The organism is Streptomyces sp. GESEQ-35, assembly GCF_017948485.1.
Classification (GTDB): Bacteria; Actinomycetota; Actinomycetes; order Streptomycetales; family Streptomycetaceae; genus Streptomyces.
On sequence record NZ_JAFFSX010000008.1, the window covers coordinates 31,870 to 49,901 of the forward strand.

The 18,032-nt window shown below is 70.8% G+C and carries 16 protein-coding genes; 7 read left to right on the top strand and 9 right to left on the bottom strand.

Features of this window, described 5'->3' with window-relative positions; genetic code table 11:
• The first annotated feature begins 30 nt into the window (after positions 1-30).
• Positions 31-1,422 (top strand): hypothetical protein, encoded by a 1,392-nt coding sequence (locus KCH87_RS17335; RefSeq protein WP_210587013.1) that lies wholly within the window; start codon positions 31-33, stop codon positions 1,420-1,422.
• Between the two features lie 120 nt (positions 1,423-1,542).
• Here the strand turns inward: KCH87_RS17335 and KCH87_RS17340 are convergent, their stop codons facing one another.
• Together KCH87_RS17340 and KCH87_RS17345 are read right to left on the bottom strand one after the other, a co-directional pair.
• A complete protein-coding gene (locus KCH87_RS17340; protein WP_210587014.1) occupies positions 1,543-3,282 on the bottom strand; it encodes an ABC transporter ATP-binding protein in 1,740 nt (579 codons plus the stop codon).
• Entirely contained in the window at positions 3,279-5,060 is a 1,782-nt protein-coding gene (locus tag KCH87_RS17345) for an ABC transporter ATP-binding protein (protein ID WP_210587015.1), read from the bottom strand. The genes KCH87_RS17340 and KCH87_RS17345 overlap by 4 nt, the downstream gene beginning before the upstream one ends.
• 185 nt (positions 5,061-5,245) lie before the next feature.
• Between KCH87_RS17345 and KCH87_RS17350 the strand changes: the two genes are divergently transcribed.
• Complete coding sequence (locus KCH87_RS17350) at positions 5,246-5,962, top strand: GntR family transcriptional regulator (protein WP_210587016.1); 717 nt, start codon at positions 5,246-5,248, stop codon at positions 5,960-5,962.
• Between the two features lie 3 nt (positions 5,963-5,965).
• Here KCH87_RS17350 and KCH87_RS17355 read toward each other — a convergent pair whose 3' ends face one another.
• Genes KCH87_RS17355 through KCH87_RS17380 form a run of 6 tightly spaced genes read right to left on the bottom strand, consistent with a single transcriptional unit; the run spans position 5,966 to position 12,188 of the window.
• Positions 5,966-6,289 carry an L-rhamnose mutarotase gene (locus KCH87_RS17355; protein WP_210587017.1) on the bottom strand — a complete coding sequence of 108 codons (324 nt, stop codon included), beginning with the start codon at positions 6,287-6,289 and terminating at the stop codon, positions 5,966-5,968.
• Positions 6,286-7,830: a sugar ABC transporter ATP-binding protein gene (locus KCH87_RS17360; RefSeq protein WP_210587018.1), complete on the bottom strand. Its 1,545-nt coding sequence runs from the start codon at positions 7,828-7,830 to the stop codon at positions 6,286-6,288. Before KCH87_RS17360 ends, KCH87_RS17355 begins: the two co-directional genes overlap by 4 nt.
• Positions 7,827-8,903, bottom strand: a complete 1,077-nt coding sequence (locus tag KCH87_RS17365; RefSeq protein WP_210587019.1) for an ABC transporter permease — start codon at positions 8,901-8,903, stop codon at positions 7,827-7,829. The genes KCH87_RS17360 and KCH87_RS17365 overlap by 4 nt, the downstream gene beginning before the upstream one ends.
• Positions 8,900-9,976 (bottom strand): ABC transporter permease, encoded by a 1,077-nt coding sequence (locus tag KCH87_RS17370; protein ID WP_210587020.1) that lies wholly within the window; start codon positions 9,974-9,976, stop codon positions 8,900-8,902. Before KCH87_RS17370 ends, KCH87_RS17365 begins: the two co-directional genes overlap by 4 nt.
• Entirely contained in the window at positions 9,973-11,061 is a 1,089-nt protein-coding gene (locus tag KCH87_RS17375) for a mandelate racemase/muconate lactonizing enzyme family protein (protein WP_210587021.1), read from the bottom strand. Before KCH87_RS17375 ends, KCH87_RS17370 begins: the two co-directional genes overlap by 4 nt.
• 38 nt (positions 11,062-11,099) lie before the next feature.
• Entirely contained in the window at positions 11,100-12,188 is a 1,089-nt protein-coding gene (locus KCH87_RS17380; protein ID WP_210587022.1) for a substrate-binding domain-containing protein, read from the bottom strand.
• Between the two features lie 311 nt (positions 12,189-12,499).
• On the opposite strand from KCH87_RS17380, the gene KCH87_RS17385 reads away from it, so the two are divergent.
• The 5 genes from KCH87_RS17385 to KCH87_RS17405 are packed head-to-tail and all read left to right on the top strand — an operon-like array spanning position 12,500 to position 16,391.
• A complete protein-coding gene (locus KCH87_RS17385) occupies positions 12,500-12,688 on the top strand; it encodes a hypothetical protein (protein WP_210587023.1) in 189 nt (62 codons plus the stop codon).
• Between the two features lie 22 nt (positions 12,689-12,710).
• Entirely contained in the window at positions 12,711-13,406 is a 696-nt protein-coding gene (locus KCH87_RS17390; RefSeq protein ID WP_210587024.1) for a hypothetical protein, read from the top strand.
• On the top strand, positions 13,403-14,398 hold the full coding sequence (locus tag KCH87_RS17395; protein ID WP_210587025.1) for a hypothetical protein: 996 nt from the start codon (positions 13,403-13,405) through the stop codon (positions 14,396-14,398). The genes KCH87_RS17390 and KCH87_RS17395 overlap by 4 nt, the downstream gene beginning before the upstream one ends.
• Positions 14,395-15,315: a hypothetical protein gene (locus KCH87_RS17400; protein ID WP_210587026.1), complete on the top strand. Its 921-nt coding sequence runs from the start codon at positions 14,395-14,397 to the stop codon at positions 15,313-15,315. Before KCH87_RS17395 ends, KCH87_RS17400 begins: the two co-directional genes overlap by 4 nt.
• A complete protein-coding gene (locus KCH87_RS17405; RefSeq protein ID WP_210587027.1) occupies positions 15,312-16,391 on the top strand; it encodes a serine hydrolase in 1,080 nt (359 codons plus the stop codon). Before KCH87_RS17400 ends, KCH87_RS17405 begins: the two co-directional genes overlap by 4 nt.
• Positions 16,392-16,584: 193 nt before the next feature.
• On the opposite strand, the gene KCH87_RS17410 is transcribed toward KCH87_RS17405, so the two are convergent.
• Positions 16,585-17,943 carry an alpha-lytic protease prodomain-containing protein gene (locus tag KCH87_RS17410; protein ID WP_210587028.1) on the bottom strand — a complete coding sequence of 453 codons (1,359 nt, stop codon included), beginning with the start codon at positions 17,941-17,943 and terminating at the stop codon, positions 16,585-16,587.
• Between the last annotated feature and the right edge of the window lie 89 nt (positions 17,944-18,032).

Below are 18,032 nucleotides of genomic sequence, written 5' to 3' on the forward strand. Positions count from 1 at the left end.
TTGTGCGGCTTGAACGCGAAGGGGAAAGCAGTGGTCTCCAAGAATGGCAACGAGGGCGAGAGCGACGACACCCGGCCCGGCGGTCCGCTGCACCGTCGGTCGTTTCTGGGTGGTTCGATTGCGGCGGCGGTGACGGCGACGTCCCTGGCGGGTGCCACGACGGCGGACGCTGTCACGAGTACGGGGCTGAAGGCGGGTGCCGGCCGGGCGGCGATCGACATCCCGCCCTCACTCCTCCCGCTGGACGGCTTCACCACGGTCCACGACGACCTCTACGTACGGATCCTGCTGCTGGAGAACGGTTCACGCCGAGTAGCCCTGGCCGTGCTGGACCTGACGTCGATCAGCGCGGAGGCGATCACCGCGATGAGGACGATCATCGCGAAGGCGTCGGGAGTGGCGCCGGCGGACATAGTCGTGACGGTGACGCACACGTTCTCGGCCCCGCACGTGCAGGCGACCACCACCTCGACGGCGGCAGCACGGTACGTGGAGCAGATCACGAAGGCCACCGCGACCGCGATCGCGGCGGCGGTCGAGGGCCTCCAGCCGGCCCGGGTCGGATTCGGCACCGGCAAGTGCGACGTGAACGTCAACCGGGACGTCCTCACGGCCGACGGCTGGTGGCTCGGCACCGGTGAGGCGGGCTCGTCGGACAAGAGCGTGGGCGTCACCCGCTTCGACCACCTCGACGGCAACCCGCTCGCCATCCTCATGAACTACAGCGTCCAGTCCTCGGTCATGATGGAGTCGGTCATGGCGAATGGTGACCTGCCGGTCACGGCCGACCTGGCGGGCGCGGCGGTGCAGCACCTGGAGAAGCAGTACGGCGGCGACGTCGTCGGATTCTTCCTGGTCGGCTCCTGCGGGGACCAGTCACCGGCGTTCAGGTCGAAGCGGTACACCATCGACAAGGACAAGAAGTGGTCCCAGGTCGATGCCCAGGACGCCGGCTGGCTGCTTCTCACCGTGCAGGGCGAGCGGCTCGGCACCGAGGCCGTCCGGGTCAGCGAGACCATCAGGACCTCCGGCGACGGTTCGGGCTCGACGGTGCGCCTCGTCACCGACACCGTCACGGTCAAAACGGTGCCCGGAGGCCACCCGACGGGGCCGACGACGACCTACGACTTCACCCCCACCGGCACGGCCGACGTACCCATCTGGATCCTCCGGGCCGGGAACGGCGCCTTCGTGGGAGTGTCACCGGAGCTGTCCACCGACACCGCGCTGGCCATCAAGAAGCACTCGCCGTTCCCGCACACCGCGGTCATGTCGATGCTCGAAGGCGGCTCGAAGAACATGGCCGAGGCGCAGAGCTACGCCCGGATCACGTACGAGGCGGTGGACTCGTCATACGCCCAGGGCGCGGCCGAGACCGTCGCGGCGAAGATCGGCACCATGCTGCACTCCCTGCGCGGCTGAACCTGCGAGAAGCTCCGCGTCTACCGCAGTGACCTGCACCGCTATCGCCGTGTCACCGCCCTCGGTGTCGGCGAGCCCACGGGGGCTGAGCAGGGACGAGCCGCCCGCGCGGGCGTCGACTCACCGGCGATTCGTCAGGCGCCACCCCCGGGCGCGTTCGTAGTCGTGCCACAGGGAGGCGTAGCGCCCGTCGGCGGCGAGGAGTTCGGCGTGCCGGCCCTGCTCGACGATGCGGCCGGCGTCGAGGACGGCGATGTGGTCGGCCGCGGCGACGGTGGACAGACGGTGGGCGATCACCAACAGGGTTCTGCCGGCGCCCAGTTCACGCAGGGCCTCGTGGACCGCGGCCTCGTTCTCGGCGTCCAGTGCGGAGGTCGCCTCGTCGAGCAGCACGATCGGGGTGTCCTTCAGCAACGTACGCGCGATGGCGACGCGCTGGCGCTCGCCACCGGAGAGCAGCGAGCCGCCCTCGCCGACCCGGCTCGCGAGGCCGTCGGGCAACCGGTCGGCGATGATGTCGACGCGGGCCCGCCGTACCGCTTCGCCGACCTCTGAGTGGGAGGCGTCCGGACGGCCGAGGCGGATGTTCTCCTCGATGGTGGCGTCGATGAGGTGTACGTCCTGGAACACCAGGGACACCAGGTTCATCACGTCGTTCCCGGCCAGCTCGCGGACATCCACGCCGCCGATCCGCACGGCGCCCGCGTCGACGTCGGCGAAGCGGGCGATCAGCTTGGTGACGGTGGTCTTGCCCGCACCCGAGGGCCCGACGAGGGCCGTGGTGGAACCGGCCGGAACGGTCAGGTCGAGACCGTCGAGGACGGGGGTGCCGGAGTCGGCGTAGCCGAAGCGCACGCTGTCGAGTTCGATGGTCGCTTCCAGGTCGGCGGCGGATTGCGGACGGGCGGGCTCCGGCAGGGGCGCGGTGCTGAGCACGGTGTCGATACGGTCCACCGCCGCACGGGTGACGCGCAGGGCGGACGCCGCCGCGGCGATGACGGCGAGCGGCTGGAGGAAGTGCACGCCGAGCACCAGCAGCGCGGTGATGCGGGCCGGGGTGATCTCGTTGCCGGTGGCCAGCAGCAGGCCGACGACGAGGACGGCCGTGAAGGCGAGTTGGATGGCGAGCTGGCCGAGATGCAGCCCCGGCAGCGCCCCCATCACCTGACGGCGGGCCGCTCGGTGCTGGCTCTGGAGCGCCTCGCCCAGCTGGCGGTGGCCACTGGTGGCACGGCCGTTGGCCCGCAGCACGGGCTGCGCGCCGGCGAACTCCACCAGTCGTGCGCTCGCTTCGGCGGCGGCCCTGTCGTGCTCCGCCTCGGTGCGGTCGGTGAGCCGTCCTGCCACGGTGAACACCAGCAGTACCACGGGGACGGTGACCAGCACGGCGACGGCCACGCGCCAGTCGTAGCAGAGCAGGAAGACGACGATGGTGGCGGGTGTGAGGACGGCGCCGAGCAGCGTCTGGGCCAGGTGCACGACGCTCGTGACGGTGTTGACGTCCTGGCCGAGCAGACGCTCCAGCCGCGCGGTACGGGTCCCGTCGAACCAGCCGAGCGGCAGCCGGACCACGTGGGCGCCGATCCGCTCGTACAGGGCGCGGCGCCAGGCGGAGGCCAGCCACAGGGCGCGCAGTTCCTTGTCGTAGTGGGCGAACCAGCCGACGACGACCGTGCCCGCCAGCGGCAGCAGCCACCAGCCGGCCTCACCCGTACGGCCGGTCAGCAGAGCGGTCAGCAGCGGCACCAGCAGGCCGAAGGCCGCGCCCTCGCTGATCGCGTACAGGGCGGTGGAGAGCAGAAAGCGGACCAGCAGCGGGCGTCCCGCGCCGCCGACGATCCGCAGGAGCGGAGTGATCATGCGGCGCTGCTTCCGTGTTGGGCGCGCCACATGCGCGCGTAGCGTCCGTCGGCGGCGAGCAGGTCCTCGTGCCGCCCGCGTTCGATGATCCGGCCTTCGTCGAGGACCAGGATCTGGTCGGCCGCGGCGATGGTCCGCAGCCGGTGCGCGATGACCAACAGGGTGCGGCCGCCCGCGAGTTCGGCGAGCGCGTCCTGCACGGCGGCCTCGGACTCGGGGTCCGCGAACGCGGTCGCCTCGTCGAGCACCACGATCGGCGTGCCGGCGAGCAGCGTCCGCGCGATGCTCACCCGCTGGGCCTCGCCGCCGGAGAGCCGCGCGTCCTCGCCGACGACCGACTCGTAGCCACGCGGCAGTGTGGTGATCCGGTCGTGGACGGCGGCGGCCTTCGCGGCGGCGTGTACGACCTCCTCGCTCGCGTCGGGCTGCGACAGCGCGATGTTCTCGCGTACCGAACGGCGCAGCAGCACCACGTCCTGGAAGAGGAAACCGATGTGCCGGTACAGCTCGGCCCGGTCCAACTCCCGTATGTCGACGCCGTCGAGGCGGATCGCCCCGCCCGTGACGTCGTAGAAGCGGGCGAGCAGCATGCCCAGTGTGGACTTGCCCGCGCCCGAGGGCCCGACCAGGGCCGTGACCGTGCCGGGGGCGAAGACGGCGTCCAGGCCGTGCAGCACCTCGCGATCGAGATCGTGGTCCTGCGACGGATATCCGAAGCGGACACCGTCCAGCTCCAGGACCGGGGGAGTGCCCGGCTCGCGGGGCGGCAGGGCGGCCGGGTGCCGCGTGAACTCCTGGGCCGGTTCGCGCAGCAGGCCGGCGATGCGGTGCGCGGCGGCCCGGGCGGTACGGCCCAGAAAGCGGGCCGCGTAGATCGGGTTGATCTGTTCGAACAGGCCGAGGCCGAGCAGCGCGAACGCCAGGATGTCGACCGGGTCCGTCCACCCGAGCGCGACCAGGCCGATCCCGCAGCCGGTGACCAGCAGCAGGATCGTCGCCGGGGCCACGGTCGCCCGGGCGAGGCTGCGCTGGCGGACGAAGACGCGCTGCGCCTCGTCGTTCACGTCCGCGTAGGCGGCGGCCGCCGCACGGAAGCGGGGCGGCGTGTCACCGCCGCCGAACGCCTTGACGACGCTGATCCCGCGTACCAACTCGATGGACGCCGCGGTCAGTTCGAGCTGCGCGGCGGCGATGCGCTGCACCGGCTCCGCCGAACGGGCCGCCATCCGCATCCGCACACTCTGGGCGGCCGCGATCACCGCGAAGGTGAGCAGGGCGAGACGCCAGTCGGCCCACAGCAGGTAGGCGCCGATGACCAGGGGGCCGGCCACGGCGGCAGCGAGGTCGCCGCGAGCGTGCGCGACGGCATGGTGCAGCGCGCCCACGTCGTCCTGGACGGTCGTCTTCACCTTCGCCGAGACGCCGCCGGCGAACCAGCCGAGCGGCAGCACCGCGAGATGGTCCGCCAGCCTGAGCCGCAGGCCCAGGGCGAGTTCCGCGTCGGCGAGATGGCTGAGGGTGCCGGCGAGCAGGTAGAGCACAAGGCGTACGGCCAGCAGGGCCACGGCGGTCCAGGCGATGGCCCACAGATGGTCGTCCCGGCCGTCGAGGAGCCGTCGGCCGATCTCCACGACGGCCACCATCGGCGCGACCGACAGAGCCGCGGCGAGCGCCTGGAGGGCCGCGGCGGCGGTGACCCTGCCGAGCACCGGAGCCTGAAGCTCGGCGAGATCGTGGGCGTCGGTGCCCGGGTCGGCGGAACGCATGCGTGTGGTCACGGGGTTGGGCCTCTCCGGCACAGGCAGGCAATAGAAGTAAGGCAAAGCTAACCAATTGGGGAAGCCCCCAGTCCTACGAACCCTCCATCACTCCCGAGCAGTTCGCACCCGCCCTCCCCGTTCGGCCGCCCCACCTCGGTAAACTACTGAAAAGCGGTAGCGCCCCGAGCACTGAGGAGACCCGGATGCCGGCACACGACTCGTCCGTCTCCGACGCTGCGGCCGGGGTGAGCGGGCTCTCCGCGGCGCCGGTCCGGCAGGTGCTGTCCGACAGTGTCTACGAGGGCATCAAGGCCATGGTCATGGACCATGAGATCGCTCCCGGCGCCCGGGTCGGCATCGAAGCTCTGGCACGCACGCTCAATGTCTCACCGACCCCCGTGCGCGAGGCCCTGGCCCGGCTGGAGGCCGATGGACTCGTCGTCAAGCGGTCCCTGTCGGGGTACCGGGCGACCGAGTTGCTGACCCGGCAGGGGGTGGAGGAACTGTTCGAGATGCGGCTGCTTCTGGAGCCGCGGGCCGCGGCGCTGGCCGCCCGCCACGCCGACGAGTCCCAACTCGACGCCATCGAAGGGATCCTGGAGGCCATGCAGGCCCATCCAGGCCCCGCCGGGACGTACGCGGCCTACCGCGACTTCGCCGCTTTGGACCAGCGTTTCCACGACGCCATCGCGGAGGCAGCCCACCGCCCCCTGCTCGCGGACGCGGTGGAGCGGCTCCACGCGCATCTGCATGTCTTCCGGCTCAGGAGCCTTCAGAGCGAGGGCGATCCGACGCTGGCGGAGCACGGGCGGGTGGTACGCGCGATACTCCGCCGCAGGGCCGAACGTGCCGCCGAGGCGATGGCGGAGCATCTCACGCGCAGCCTGGAGCGCCAGCTCGGCCGGTTCGAACGTTCGTAGGACCTACTCCATGAAGAAGACCTGTTCCATGGAGGCCCACAACTCACCGGGCGCGGCTTCCTCGACGGGCTGCTGGCAGGGGGCGGTCAGTTGCCACCACCGCTGTGTGGCCGGGTCGTCGGCCATCCGGGCGAGGTCGGCCGCCAGGTCTTCCCCGTGGTACTCGAAGTAGCCGAACAGCAGGTCTCCGAGCAGGTGGATCGAGTAGTTGGCGATGTGGCAGCGCCGCAGCTGCTCCAGGACGGGCCCGGGCACGGCACGGTGCAACTCGCGGTACTCGTCCGCCTTCTCCGGGCGGATGCGGACGACCTGCGCGACGCGCCTCATGAGCCGGCGCTCTTCGCGGGCACGACAGAGACGGCGCGGTCGTGGATGATGCGGATGATCTTCCCGCTCATCCGGTCGTAGTCGTGGTCGTTGGCCACCTCTCCGCGGATGCGGTGATCTGCCATGACGACGACCCGGTCGGCGAGAGTGATCATCTCCGCCATGTCGCTGCTGATCAGCAGGATGGGCAGACCACCGCGGGCGAGCTCCCAGATCAGCTCGTGAAAGGCGTGCTTGGTGCGCACGTCCACGCCGACGGTCGGCTCGTCGACGACGAGCAGCCGGGTGTCGGCCGCGAGCCACTTCGCCAGGCTCACCTTCTGCTGGTTCCCGCCGGAGAGTTCACCGGCGTTCTGCTCGATCCCGGAGACCCGGATGCCGAGGCGCTCGACGAGATCCTCCGAGACGCCCCTCTCCTCGCGCGACGACACGTATCCCAGCGCCCGGGCGAGCTTCTTCCACACCGTGACCGTGATGTTCCGGACGATGGGCTGCTCCAGGAAGACGCCTTCCTCCTTGCGGTTCTCGGTCAGGTACCCGATGCCGTACTTGTGGAGAGCCTCGCGTGGTGAGCCGATCCTCGCGGCCTCGCCGTAGACCCGGATCTCACCGCCGGTGACGCGGTCGAGGCCGAGGACGGCCTTGACCAGTTCGCTGCGGCCCGCGCCGACCAGTCCGTAGAGGCCGACGATCTCCCCGGGGCGGACGCTGAGCGAGATGTCCTGATGGCCCGCGGCCGTGGAGACGCCGGCGAGGGCGAGCGCCGGGGCCGCGGAGGCGTCCACGGTGCGCGGGGTCATGTCCGTCACCGCGTGGGCGCGGCCCACCATGAGGGTGACCACGTCGTCCTGGGTGTGCTCGGCGAGCGGGGCCGATTCGAGCACGGAGCGGCCATCGCGCAGGACGGTGACGGTGTCGCAGACGGCGAAGACCTCCTCCAGCTTGTGACTGACGAAGACGACGCAGGTGCCGCGTTCCGCGAGCCGCCGCACGACGTCGAAGAGACGCTCGGCCTCCTGCGGGGAGAGGGAGGCGGTGGGCTCGTCGAGCAGGAGGACCCGGCTCTCGGTGTAGAGGGCCTTGGCGATCTCCACCAACTGCTGCTGGGCCACGGACAGTTCCCGCACCGGCCGGTCGGGATCGAGGTCCAGGCCGAGCTCGGCCAGACAGCGCCTGGCCGGGGCGGTCATCGCCTCCCGGTCGACCAGACCGCGTCGCGAGGGCGGGCTCTGGAGCGTGATGTTCTCCGCGACGGAGAAGCCGGGAATCAGGTTGCGTTCCTGGTGGACGACGCCGATCCCGGCCCGGGCGGCCTCCAGCGGAGACCGCAGGTGGATTTCCTCGCCGCGCCGGATGAGCCTGCCGCCGTCAGGTGTGTGCACGCCGGTGAGCACCTTGATCAGCGTCGACTTGCCCGCGCCGTTCTCGCCGAGGAGCGCGTGCACGGATCCGGCCGTCAGCCGCAGGCCCACGCCGTCGAGAGCGCGTACACCGGGGAAGACCTTGACGATGTCTTCGCATTCCAGCAGGACGTCGCTCATCGTGTGCCTCCCGTGGTCGGCAGTGCGCCGGTCGGCTGCCTGTCGCTCTCCGGTGGCACGGGTGGTGTGCGTCCGGGCGCCCTGCCCCGCTTGTCGAGGTGGGTCTGATGGATACGGCCGCCGACGACCGTGCCGAGGACGACCAGGCCGATGAGGAAGTTGACCCAGCTCGGGTCGAGCGAGAACTCGGCCCGTGCGCTGTCGATCAGACGCATCACGAACGCGGCGAGCACCGTTCCGAGTACGGCCACGGAGCCGCCGGTCAGGGCGACGCCGCCGATGATCGGGGCCGCGAAGCTGGGCAGCAGCCAGTCCCCGCCGACGCTGCGGTTGACGCCGGGCAGCGAGGCGGTGGCGGTCAGCGCGGCGATGCCGATGAGCAGTCCCGACAGGGTGTGCGCGAGCACGATCTGCCGGTCGGTGGAGATGCCCGACAGCCTCGCGGCAAGGGGGTTGCCACCGGCGGCCAGCAGCCGCCGCCCGGCGACGGTGCGGTACATGAACGCGGCCAGCAGGGCCGCCGCGGCGAGCGCGGTGACGAAGACGAGCGGGATGTTCAGCGGCGCCGAGCGGCCGAGGTCGCGCAGGGTGGCGGAGTACCCGTCGATGGTGCGCGTCCCCGACAGCCGGTACTGCGCCCCGAGCAGGATCGTCATGGTGCCGAGCGTGACGATGAAGCCGTTGATCCGCGTGGCGATGATGAACACGCCCGTCACCAGACCGATCAGGGTGGCGGCCAGCACACCGATCAGCACGGCGAGACCGGCGGGCACCCCATGGTCGGCCATCAGCACACCCATCAGACAGGCGCTGAAGCCGCCCAGGGCGCCGACGGCGAGGTTGAGCTGCCCGACGCACAGGGCCACCATCTGGGCCAGGCCGATGAGGATCGGCGTGGCGAGGTACTGGAGGAACGTACGCAGGGACGGGCCTTCGAAGAAGGAGCCGGACGACGAGATCCCCAGCGCCACATAGCCCGCGAGGACCACGCACAGCAGGGTCATCGTCGTGGAGCGGGAGAAGCGCCGCAGCGCGGGCAGGGCGGCGGCTCCCCGGTCGTGGAGCGTGGTCATGTGGAGCGCACCACCTTGCGATAGGACACGACGGTGCGTACCCGGTCCGCGGACAGGGCCAGCAGCAGGACGCAGCCGAGATAGATGTTGAGGCTTTCGAGGCCGACGCCGAGCAGATCGAGGCCCTTGCGGATCACGCCGACGAGTGAAGTGCCGAGCAGGGCGCCGAGGACGGAGACCACGCCGCCGGTGAGCAGGGTTCCGCCGAGGACCGCCCCGAGGAACGAGGGCAGCATGAAGTCGTCGCCGATGGAGGCGCTGAACGTGCCCGTGCCGACGGCGGCCATGAACCCGGCGAGCGCGGCCAGTAGCCCGGACAGCGCGTGCGCCAGGACGATCCGGCGGCCCGTGGGGATGCCGGACAGCTCGGCGGCGGCCGGATTCGCACCGGTGAGCAGCAGCTCGCGTCCCATGCGGGTACGGGCGTAGAGGAAGCCGAGGCCGATGAGGGCCAGCACGGTGAACTGCGCCAGCTGCGGTATGGCCGGGGAGCCGCAGACGGGCCCGACACAGGTGTCGGCGAGCGAATAGGACCGCAGCTCCGCGAGCCCGTCGGGCCGGGTGGTGAACGCGGCGTTCTCGGTGAGGGCCGAGTACAGCAGGGAGACGAGCCCCAGCAGGGCGAAGTCCATCGCCAGCGTCACGACGAAGGAACTCACGCCTGTGCGGGCGATGATCCACCCGGTCAGCGTCCCGATGACGCAGCCGCCGACGAGACACACCAACAGGCCTACCGGAAGCGGCAGTCCGAGCCGGTCGTAGCCGAACCCGGCGAAGAAGGCGCCGAAGGCCGCCATGCGCCCGACGGCGAGGTTCATGTGCCCGACGGAGAGCACCACCATCTGCGCGAGGGCCACCACGGTCAGCGTCGAGATGTCCCTCAGCAGTGGGAAGAGCACCAGCCGCTCGTCGAAGAACGCGGGCCGCAGGATGCCGAAGAACGCGCTGAGCGCGATGACGAGCACCAGGAGCCCCAGCCGCTGGTTGACCCAGAACGGCAGCCGGTGGGCGGGGCGCGCTCCGTCGGTGGGGCGCTCGGTCCCGCTCTCCGGCTCGGAGACTGCCGTCTTCATGACACCCTCCGGTCGTCGAGGGCGTCCATGTCCCAGTCGATGCCGATGCCCGGCTCGTCGGGTGCCACGGCCAGGCCGTCCTGGACGGTCAGTTCGGTGCGGGTCACGGCGCGCAGCTGTGGGATGTACTCGACGTACGCGCCGTTGCTGACCGCGGCGACCAGGCTGACGTGCAGTTCCATCAGGAAGTGGGGGCAGACCATGACGTTGAAGGTCTCCGCCAGGTGGGCGACCTTGAGCCACGGGGTGATGCCGCCGACGCGGGCGACGTCGACCTGGACCACGGACGCCGCGCCGGTCTCCAGGTAGGTGCGGAACTGCATCGGCGAGTACATCGACTCACCGACCGCGATGGGGATCCTGGTCGAGCGGGCGAGTGTCGCGTGGCCGCTGATGTCGTCGGCGGGCAGGGGCTCTTCGAGCCAGTACGGGCCGAACGGCTCCAGTGCGGCCGCCAGTTGCACGGCGCGGGACAGCGACTGCGACTGGTTGGCGTCCGTCATGATGTGCAGGGCCGGTCCGACGGCCTGGCGTACCGCGCGCAGCCGCTCCGCGTCCTCCGCGATGTGCGGTTTGCCGACCTTGATCTTGACTCCGGCCCACTGCGCGTCCTTCGCCGCGAGGGCAGCCTTGACGAGATCCTCGGTGCCGAGGTGGAGCCAGCCGCCCTCGGTGTCGTACACCGGGACGTGCTGCCGGTGGCCGCCGGCGAGCCGCCACAGGGGCTCGCCGGCCCGCTTGCAGCGCAGGTCCCACAGGGCGGTGTCGACCGCGGCGAGCGCGAGCGAGGTGATGGCACCGGTGGTCGTCGCGCGGGTCAGGCCGAACAACTCCTGCCAGAGCGCTTCTACGTTGCGTGCGTCCTTCCCGGCGAGGAGCGGCAGCAGGTGGTCACTCAGCAGAGCCAGTACGGAGGTTCCGCCGGTGCCGATCGTGTACGCGTAGCCCGTTCCTTCGAGGCCGTCCGTCGTGGTCAGGCGGACGAGGATCGTCTCCTGCTTGACGAACGACTGCACGGCGTCGGTGCGGTCGGTCTCGACCGCGATGTCGGCCAGCAGGGCTGTGGCGTTGGTGATGATGCTCATGTCGTGTGGCGGCTTTCTGTCGTCCGTGGCCCGGGCGTTCAGCCGCAGGAGAGGTACTCGTCGGCGAACTGCTTCTTCAACTCGGCGGTCTTGGCCTGCCGTGTGCTGTCGTAGTCGGCGACGTTCGCCTTCGTGACGACGAAGGAACCGGAGTCGACGATCTGTCCGGGCTTCGCCATCGTGCACTGCTCTGTCTGGAGCAGGGCGAGGGCCCAGGTTCCGATCTCCGCCTGGCCGACGGGGTTCTGGACGACCGTGGCGGTGACGGAGCCGTTCTTGATGGAACCGAGGATCTTGGCGTCGTCGTCGATGGCCACGACCTTGGCCTTCGAACCGGACTCGCGTACGGCCTCGGCGGCGGCGACCGCCGGGTTGTAGGCGGTGGAGACGATGCCCTGGATCTGTGTGCCCTTGGCGGCGAGCAGGTCGGAGACCGCCTTCTGCGCGGTCTGGAGGTCCTTGTCGATGTCGGTGATGGTCTGGAGCAGCGTGACCTTGCCGCCGGTCTCCCGCACCGCCTTCTCGACGCCCTTGATCCTCAACTGGGTGTTGGCGTCGACGTTGTTGCCCGTGAGGTGGACGAGGGCGCCCTTGCCGCCCATCGCCTCGATGGCGGCCTGTGCGGCCTTGTAGGCGGCGAGTTCGACGTCCGTGGACAGACAGAAGTCGGCCTCGTTGGTGCCGCCGGCGGGGCAGGAGGCGAGCGAGGCCACGGCGAAGCCCTGGGACTTGAGGTCGGCGAACGTGGTGTTGATGTCGGTCGGGGAGACGCCGAAGATGCCGAACGCGTTGTAGCCGCGGGCGGCCAGGGTCGAGAGCAGGTCGTTCTGTTTCTGCTGGTCCCATTCGGCGGTCTCGTTGAAGGTGACGCCGCCAAGGCCGAGGGTCTTCTTCGCCTCCGCGCCGGTCTGTTTCCACGGCTGGAAGTAGGGGTGGGCCCCTCCGGGCACCAGCGCGACCTTGGTCCCGGAGCCGTCCGCGAGCTCGGCAGACCCGCTGCCGGCCTGCGCGGAAGCGGCGCCCGCCGATCCCGTATCGCCCGAGTTCTTGATCGTGCAGGCGGCGGTCGAGGTGGCGAGGAGGATGAGGGTGACGGTTGCCGACAGCGCTGATCTACGACGGGTCATGGTGCTCGCCCCACTTGAATCAAATAGGATTCCGGTTTGCCCGCGATGCTGGGGGAGGGCTCATTGCCACGTCAAGACTCGTGCAGCGATTGGCTCTTCATTGGGCTGGCGGCAGATCACATAGGATTTCTGGCGGAGTTGAGAAGAGGGCCGCGGGAGGACGGTGACCGTCCCGGCCGGACTGAACCCTGTGGCCGACGTCCGTAAATGTTGAAGAAGTGACCTATCCACCCGTCTGGGAAAAGATGCGTGCTCTGTGACTCTGTGGTGATCTGGGTTGTGGAGGGGGTGACCCCAGAGGAGATGGTGATATGCCTTCCACTGACAAGGCGTTCGAGGACATCACGGGTGTCCGGAGCATCGACATCGAGGCGGCACTCGACCCCGCCGAGCCCGACGGTGCATTCCGCGACAGCCGCGAGTGCGCCGCGCTGGCGCTGCTCTCCGCGGACACCAAACTGCTGCTGTCCCCGCCGACCCCTCGCCCCAAGAAGGGCTGAGCGGACTGACGGGAGCAGCTGAATGGAGCAGTCAGGCGCTACGCCTCTCTTGCAGGGCGCGGTGCAGGACGCTGCGTCGGACGTGGTCTCCGCCCTTCGGGGCGGAGACCACGTCCGAGTGTCCGGCACAGGAGCAGTCGACGGCCACGGGGGAAGCCTCGCGCTCGCAGCCGTACGTGTGTTGGGAGCGGACCTGCTGTTGCCGCACGTCCTCTTCCACACCCCGCCCGCCCCCGAGACCCTCACCGCGTTCCAGGAGACCGTGGAGGCCTTCCCGCCCCGCACCGACGCGGCCCCCACCGTCAAGTGGAGCCATTGGGCCATGAGTTGCACCCTGCGGCGGCTCGACACGCCCCTGAAGGACGCACCCGTGGAACCCGACGCCGACTGGCTCGACGAGGCGAGCTGGCAGGTTCTGACGCACCAACTCGCCGTCCTGGCCCCGCTCGCGCTGCCCGGTGCGGACTGCGCCGTGGCCCGCGTGACCCGGCACCGCCCGGTCGACGTGGCCCGGGGCTTCGTACGGGCCGTACGACGCAGGGACTGGCAGCAGGCGGCCGGGGCAGGACGCTGGCTGACCCTTCTCGACGGGGTACCGGACACGCTCGGCCTTGAGGCGGGGCTGGACTTCGTGGAACTGATGGGCGGCAGCGACCCCCGGGTGGCCCTCCAGGTACAGGCGGCACGGGTCATGCGGGCCGCCGGAGCCCTCGTATGACCGCCGTGGGCGTCAGGGAGATCCGGGAGGTGGCAGCCGGCGCCTTCGCCTGGCTGTCCGGGCATCGCGGCGATTTCGCGTTGGGGGAGGACGCGCTCACCGTGGACGGCCAGGTGGACGCCACCTGGAAACCGCTCGGGGAGCTGGCCCAGACCTGCGCGAGCGTGCGGTCGCACACCCCGCCGTCGGACCCGCTGCACGGGTGCGCGTCGGACCTGCTGCGGTTCGCCTGGCAGCAGACCGGCCGGGGCGAGCTCTTCCTCCGGCTCCAGCGGCTGGAGCCCTTCGCGACGTACCCCCTGGAGGTCTACTCCGTCTTCGCCTCGGCAGGGCTGCGGCACTCCGGGTACGAGGCCGCCGCGGCCACGACGGCCCGCACCCGGGGCTGGCGGCTCACCGAGCAGGATCCGACCCGCCGGCTCGGCGTCCTGAGAGCCGAGCGGCGCAGCGGCATCCACCGGCCCGAGCAGGACACCCAGGTGCTGCGGCGCACCTGGCTGGGCGGCCTGCCGGAACCATGGACGTTCGAGCGCTCCTCGGGGTACGCGCTCACCCACGTCGTCTTCCACCTCACCGACTGGGGCCGCCGCCCTGAGGGCGTCCCCGCGGACCTGGCCGCCTACCTCGCCCACTGGCTGCCGCCCTGGCTCGACACCTGCCTGGACGCCGGGATGTGGGACCTGAGCTGCGAGCTGCTGGTCGTGTCCGCGAGCCTGCCGTGCCCGCCCGACCCCGCGACCCTCCAGGACGCGTGGACCCGGATCGCGCGGGCGCAGCACGACTCCGGCGCGCTCCCGCAGCAGGACCCCCAGGACGGGGCCGGAGCGGATCCGGAGCCGGACTTCCTCCACTGCTACCACTCCACGCTGATGGCCGCCTTCGCGGCGGCCCAGACCGTCAAGTGCCTGGCCGGCGAGGACGGCGGAGACGATCGCGGACCGCACACAGGCGGCATCCAGAACCGGTACGGGAAACAAGGAGTGCCCGGATGACCGACACCCGGCTGATGCACACCGTCGGCGTCCGCGCCCTGGAGTGGCTGTGGGCCCATCGCGACGGATTCCGCCTGGAGCCCGACGTCGACCCGGAAGTGGGCTTCCTGGAGCGTTTCAAACCGGTCGGCGAACTGGCCCTGATCTGCCGGGTGTTGTTCCGCGAAGGGGTGGCCGGATCACAACAGGCCGACCTGGCACGCCGGTTGGTGGACCACACCTGGCGACACACGCTGGACGGCGGCCGCATGCTGGTACGCGGCCAGCGCATCGAGCCGCTGTCGCCCATCCCGTTCGAGGTGTACCTCCCGTACAAGGAACTGGGGTACAGCGAGCCCGAAGTGGAGCGAACAACCGTCTTCTACCACCGGCTGAACAGCTGGGCCGCCCTCGAGCTGGATCCGACCCGACGCCTCGGACTCGCCGCGTTCCAGCGCCGCTTCGGTCTCACGTCCCGCCCGCCCGAGGCGGACCTCGTCGGCTCGACCTGGCTGGCCCGCACGCCCGAGCCGTGGACGGTGAGCGGGCACATCGCCTACGACATCACCCACGCGGTGTTCCATCTCACCGACTGGGGAGAGCGCCCCGACGGACTGCCGCCGGACATCGCCGACTACCTCGCCACCTGGCTGCCGGTCTGGATCGACGACTGGCTGGACCTCAAGCGCTGGGACCTGCTCGGCGAACTCCTCGTCGTCGACGCCTGTCTGCCCCGCCCGACCCTGGACGCACGGGCCTGGGAGGGCTTCGCGGCCGCGCAGCAGCCGAACGGTGCCATGCCCGCCATCGGCACCGTGCCCGAGGGCGAACCGGACGAGGTGTTCGACATCGTCTACCACCCGACGCTGGTAGCCGCCTTCGCCTCGGTACTGGCCACCTCACGCGCCCTCACCCAGTTGGCGCACGCCACCTCATGACCGGGGGATCCACGCCCTGGCCGGGCGGTGCCGAGGACCTGGACCATGCCCGCACGGGCGCCCCACTCGGCAGCGACGACGCGCTGCGGGAGCGGCTGGAGAGCGCCGTCGACGCCGTCGACGCGCCCGACACCGTCTTCGCCGTCTCCCGTTCCGGTCACCGCACCCTGCACTGCGGTGGCACAGCCGCGCCCCCGCCGGTCGCCCGCGAGGACCTGCGCTACGAGATCGGGTCGGCCTCGAAGACGTTCACCGGACTGCTGCTGGCCCAGCTCATCCAGCGTGGCCTGCTGTCCGGAGGCGAGCCGGCGGCCGCCTGCCTGGACCCGGGCCGGCGGACCGACCCGGCCCCGGTGACACTCGCCCACCTCATCACGCACACCGCCGGACTGCCCGCCCTGCCGGCCGACTTCTACGTACGGGCACTGCCCGCCTGGCAGACCAATCCCTACGGTCGCTATCCCGCCGAGCGGGTGATCGACGCCTTCCTGCGCCGGCGCACCCGGTACCGGCCCGGCACCCGGTGGGACTACTCCAACTTCGGCGTCGCCGTGCTCGGCCACGCGGTCGCCGCGGCGGCGGGCACGTCATGGGAGGAGCTGCTCGGCTCACACGTGCTGCGTCCGCTCGGCCTGAGCGGCACGGCCCTGCGCGCGGAGGACCCGAAGACGGACGCCGCCGGCCACGGCAAGGACGGCCGTACGCGCACCCTCGCCTTCGACGCCGGCGGCTTCCAGGCGGCGGGTGCCGTCCGCGCCACCCCGCACGACCTGCTGACGTTCCTCGAAGCGCACCTCGACCCGGCCGGCTCCCCGCTGGCCGACGCGCTGCGGGCGGTGCGCACGCCCGTGCTCCGACGCGGCCTGGGACACCGGCATGTGCACACGATGGCGTGGTTCCGGCACCCCACGAACGACGGACCGATGTACTTCCACAGCGGCGCGACCCTTGGCCAGCAGGCCTTCCTGGGCTTCAGGCCCGACACGGGCACGGCCCTGGTCGCCCTGTGCACCCGCCGTTTCCGCGCCCGCGACCCTTTCATCGCCACCGCGTATGCGCTCCTCGCGGAGGACTAGGTGTGCTGTTCGGGCACGTTGGTGACGGTACGCGGGTCTTGCCGCTCGACGCACCAGGACCCGCTCACCTGCGCCGATGAGGCACCGTTGGATTCCTGCGACCTTATCCGCCGGACAGGCCCTGGCGGGAAACCGGGGAGTAGCGGACGGTGCGGGAGCAGCGCGCCCCCGCACCGGTAGAGCCGTACGACTCCTACAACCGCTGCCACAGGGCCGGAGTGGCGCCCGGCGACCACGCGCCCTGCGCCTGGTGGCTCTGGAGGCACTGATACCGCGCACCGGCGTGGGTCACCGTGGCGCCGGCCTCGTAGACCCGGCCCGCGCTCCAAACGCTCGGCGCCCCGTTGCCCTGGGGAGTTTCGGACGCGGCCGCGGTCTTCAGAACGAGGCCGAAGTCGCTGAGAATCGGGTTGATCGGCTGGTAGTAGGTGGTCCCGCCGCTCGTGCAGTCACCCGAGCCGCCGGAGGTCACGCCCTGCGCCTGGGCGCCGGAGACGTACGAGCCGCCGGAGTCACCCGGCTCGGCACACACCGTGGTCTGGGTCACGCCGTCGACGGTGCCCTGCGAGTAGCTGACACTCGTGTTGTGCTGCTCGATGGTGCCGCAGTGCCATCCGGTGGTGGAGCCGGAGCGGCAGATCGACGCCCCGACGAGTGCCTGGACCGAGCCGGTGATCTGGACCTTCTGACCACCCTCCCCCTTGACGTCGGGCGTGGCGGTCCAGTCGCTGTTGACCTTCACCCAGGACATGTCCTTGCCGGGGAACGTGGAGGCCTGGAACGAGCCCTGGTCGGCCATGTTGAAGCCGGTGGTCGTGTCGCCCGCGTTGCCGCAGTGGCCCGCACTGGCGAAGCCCTGCTGCTGTTCCTTGGTGATGGAGAACCCGATGGAGCAACGGGCCGAGCTGTCGATGTAGTAGGCCTCGCCGCCCACGACGTCATCGAGCACCCGTGGCCGTTCCGCCGAAACGCGGACGCCCACGTCCTTGACGCCGGCGGCCTTGATGAAGGCGGTGGCGGCCGACTGCTTGGTCGCCTGGACCACGACCCGGTTCGCCGGCACGTCGACGTACCAGACCGGTGTGTCGCGCGTCTTCACGCGGGCGGCGGCCACATCCAGCTGCTTCTTGGCGGCCTGGAGCTCGCTCAATGGCCGTTTGACGACCGCGGCCTTCGCGCCCTGGGCCCGGATGGCGGGCGCGTCGGCGGCATCGGTGGTCGCGACGGTGAGCTCGGCGGAGGTCTTCCCCCGCACCCAGGCCCCGGCGAAGCGCGGGCCCAGGGCGTTCCGGAGGCGACCCGCACGGGTGCCCGCCTCCGCCTCATTGACCAACCGCGTGGCCGCCTGACCCGGCGTCAGCCTGAGGTCACGCTCCATGGCACGCAGCAACGCCGCCGATGGTCTGTCGGCACCGAGCGTCTGTGCGGCGGTGGACCCGGGCACCGGCTTGGGTGGCTCGGCCGCCGCGGCCGGGGTGAATCCGGCGAGCACGAGGGTGCCGAGAGCGGTCAGGGCGACGCGGCGACGGGCCGCGGCATGTCTGCCGACCATGCGATGTACCTCCAGCGAGTACGGGTGAGAATCGACAAAGTCAAGTACTTGACGGAAAGACACGAGTCCATGTCGAAAACTTCGTCTTT

Coding starts and splice junctions, on each gene's coding strand:
- KCH87_RS17340 (WP_210587014.1), bottom strand. CDS start 3,282: ATGATCACTCCGCTCCTGCGGATCGTCGGCGGCGCGGGACGCCCGCTG.
- KCH87_RS17350 (WP_210587016.1), top strand. CDS start 5,246: ATGCCGGCACACGACTCGTCCGTCTCCGACGCTGCGGCCGGGGTGAGC.
- KCH87_RS17355 (WP_210587017.1), bottom strand. CDS start 6,289: ATGAGGCGCGTCGCGCAGGTCGTCCGCATCCGCCCGGAGAAGGCGGAC.
- KCH87_RS17360 (WP_210587018.1), bottom strand. CDS start 7,830: ATGAGCGACGTCCTGCTGGAATGCGAAGACATCGTCAAGGTCTTCCCC.
- KCH87_RS17365 (WP_210587019.1), bottom strand. CDS start 8,903: ATGACCACGCTCCACGACCGGGGAGCCGCCGCCCTGCCCGCGCTGCGG.
- KCH87_RS17370 (WP_210587020.1), bottom strand. CDS start 9,976: ATGAAGACGGCAGTCTCCGAGCCGGAGAGCGGGACCGAGCGCCCCACC.
- KCH87_RS17375 (WP_210587021.1), bottom strand. CDS start 11,061: ATGAGCATCATCACCAACGCCACAGCCCTGCTGGCCGACATCGCGGTC.
- KCH87_RS17380 (WP_210587022.1), bottom strand. CDS start 12,188: ATGACCCGTCGTAGATCAGCGCTGTCGGCAACCGTCACCCTCATCCTC.
- KCH87_RS17385 (WP_210587023.1), top strand. CDS start 12,500: ATGCCTTCCACTGACAAGGCGTTCGAGGACATCACGGGTGTCCGGAGC.
- KCH87_RS17390 (WP_210587024.1), top strand. CDS start 12,711: ATGGAGCAGTCAGGCGCTACGCCTCTCTTGCAGGGCGCGGTGCAGGAC.
- KCH87_RS17395 (WP_210587025.1), top strand. CDS start 13,403: ATGACCGCCGTGGGCGTCAGGGAGATCCGGGAGGTGGCAGCCGGCGCC.
- KCH87_RS17400 (WP_210587026.1), top strand. CDS start 14,395: ATGACCGACACCCGGCTGATGCACACCGTCGGCGTCCGCGCCCTGGAG.
- KCH87_RS17405 (WP_210587027.1), top strand. CDS start 15,312: ATGACCGGGGGATCCACGCCCTGGCCGGGCGGTGCCGAGGACCTGGAC.
- KCH87_RS17410 (WP_210587028.1), bottom strand. CDS start 17,943: ATGGTCGGCAGACATGCCGCGGCCCGTCGCCGCGTCGCCCTGACCGCT.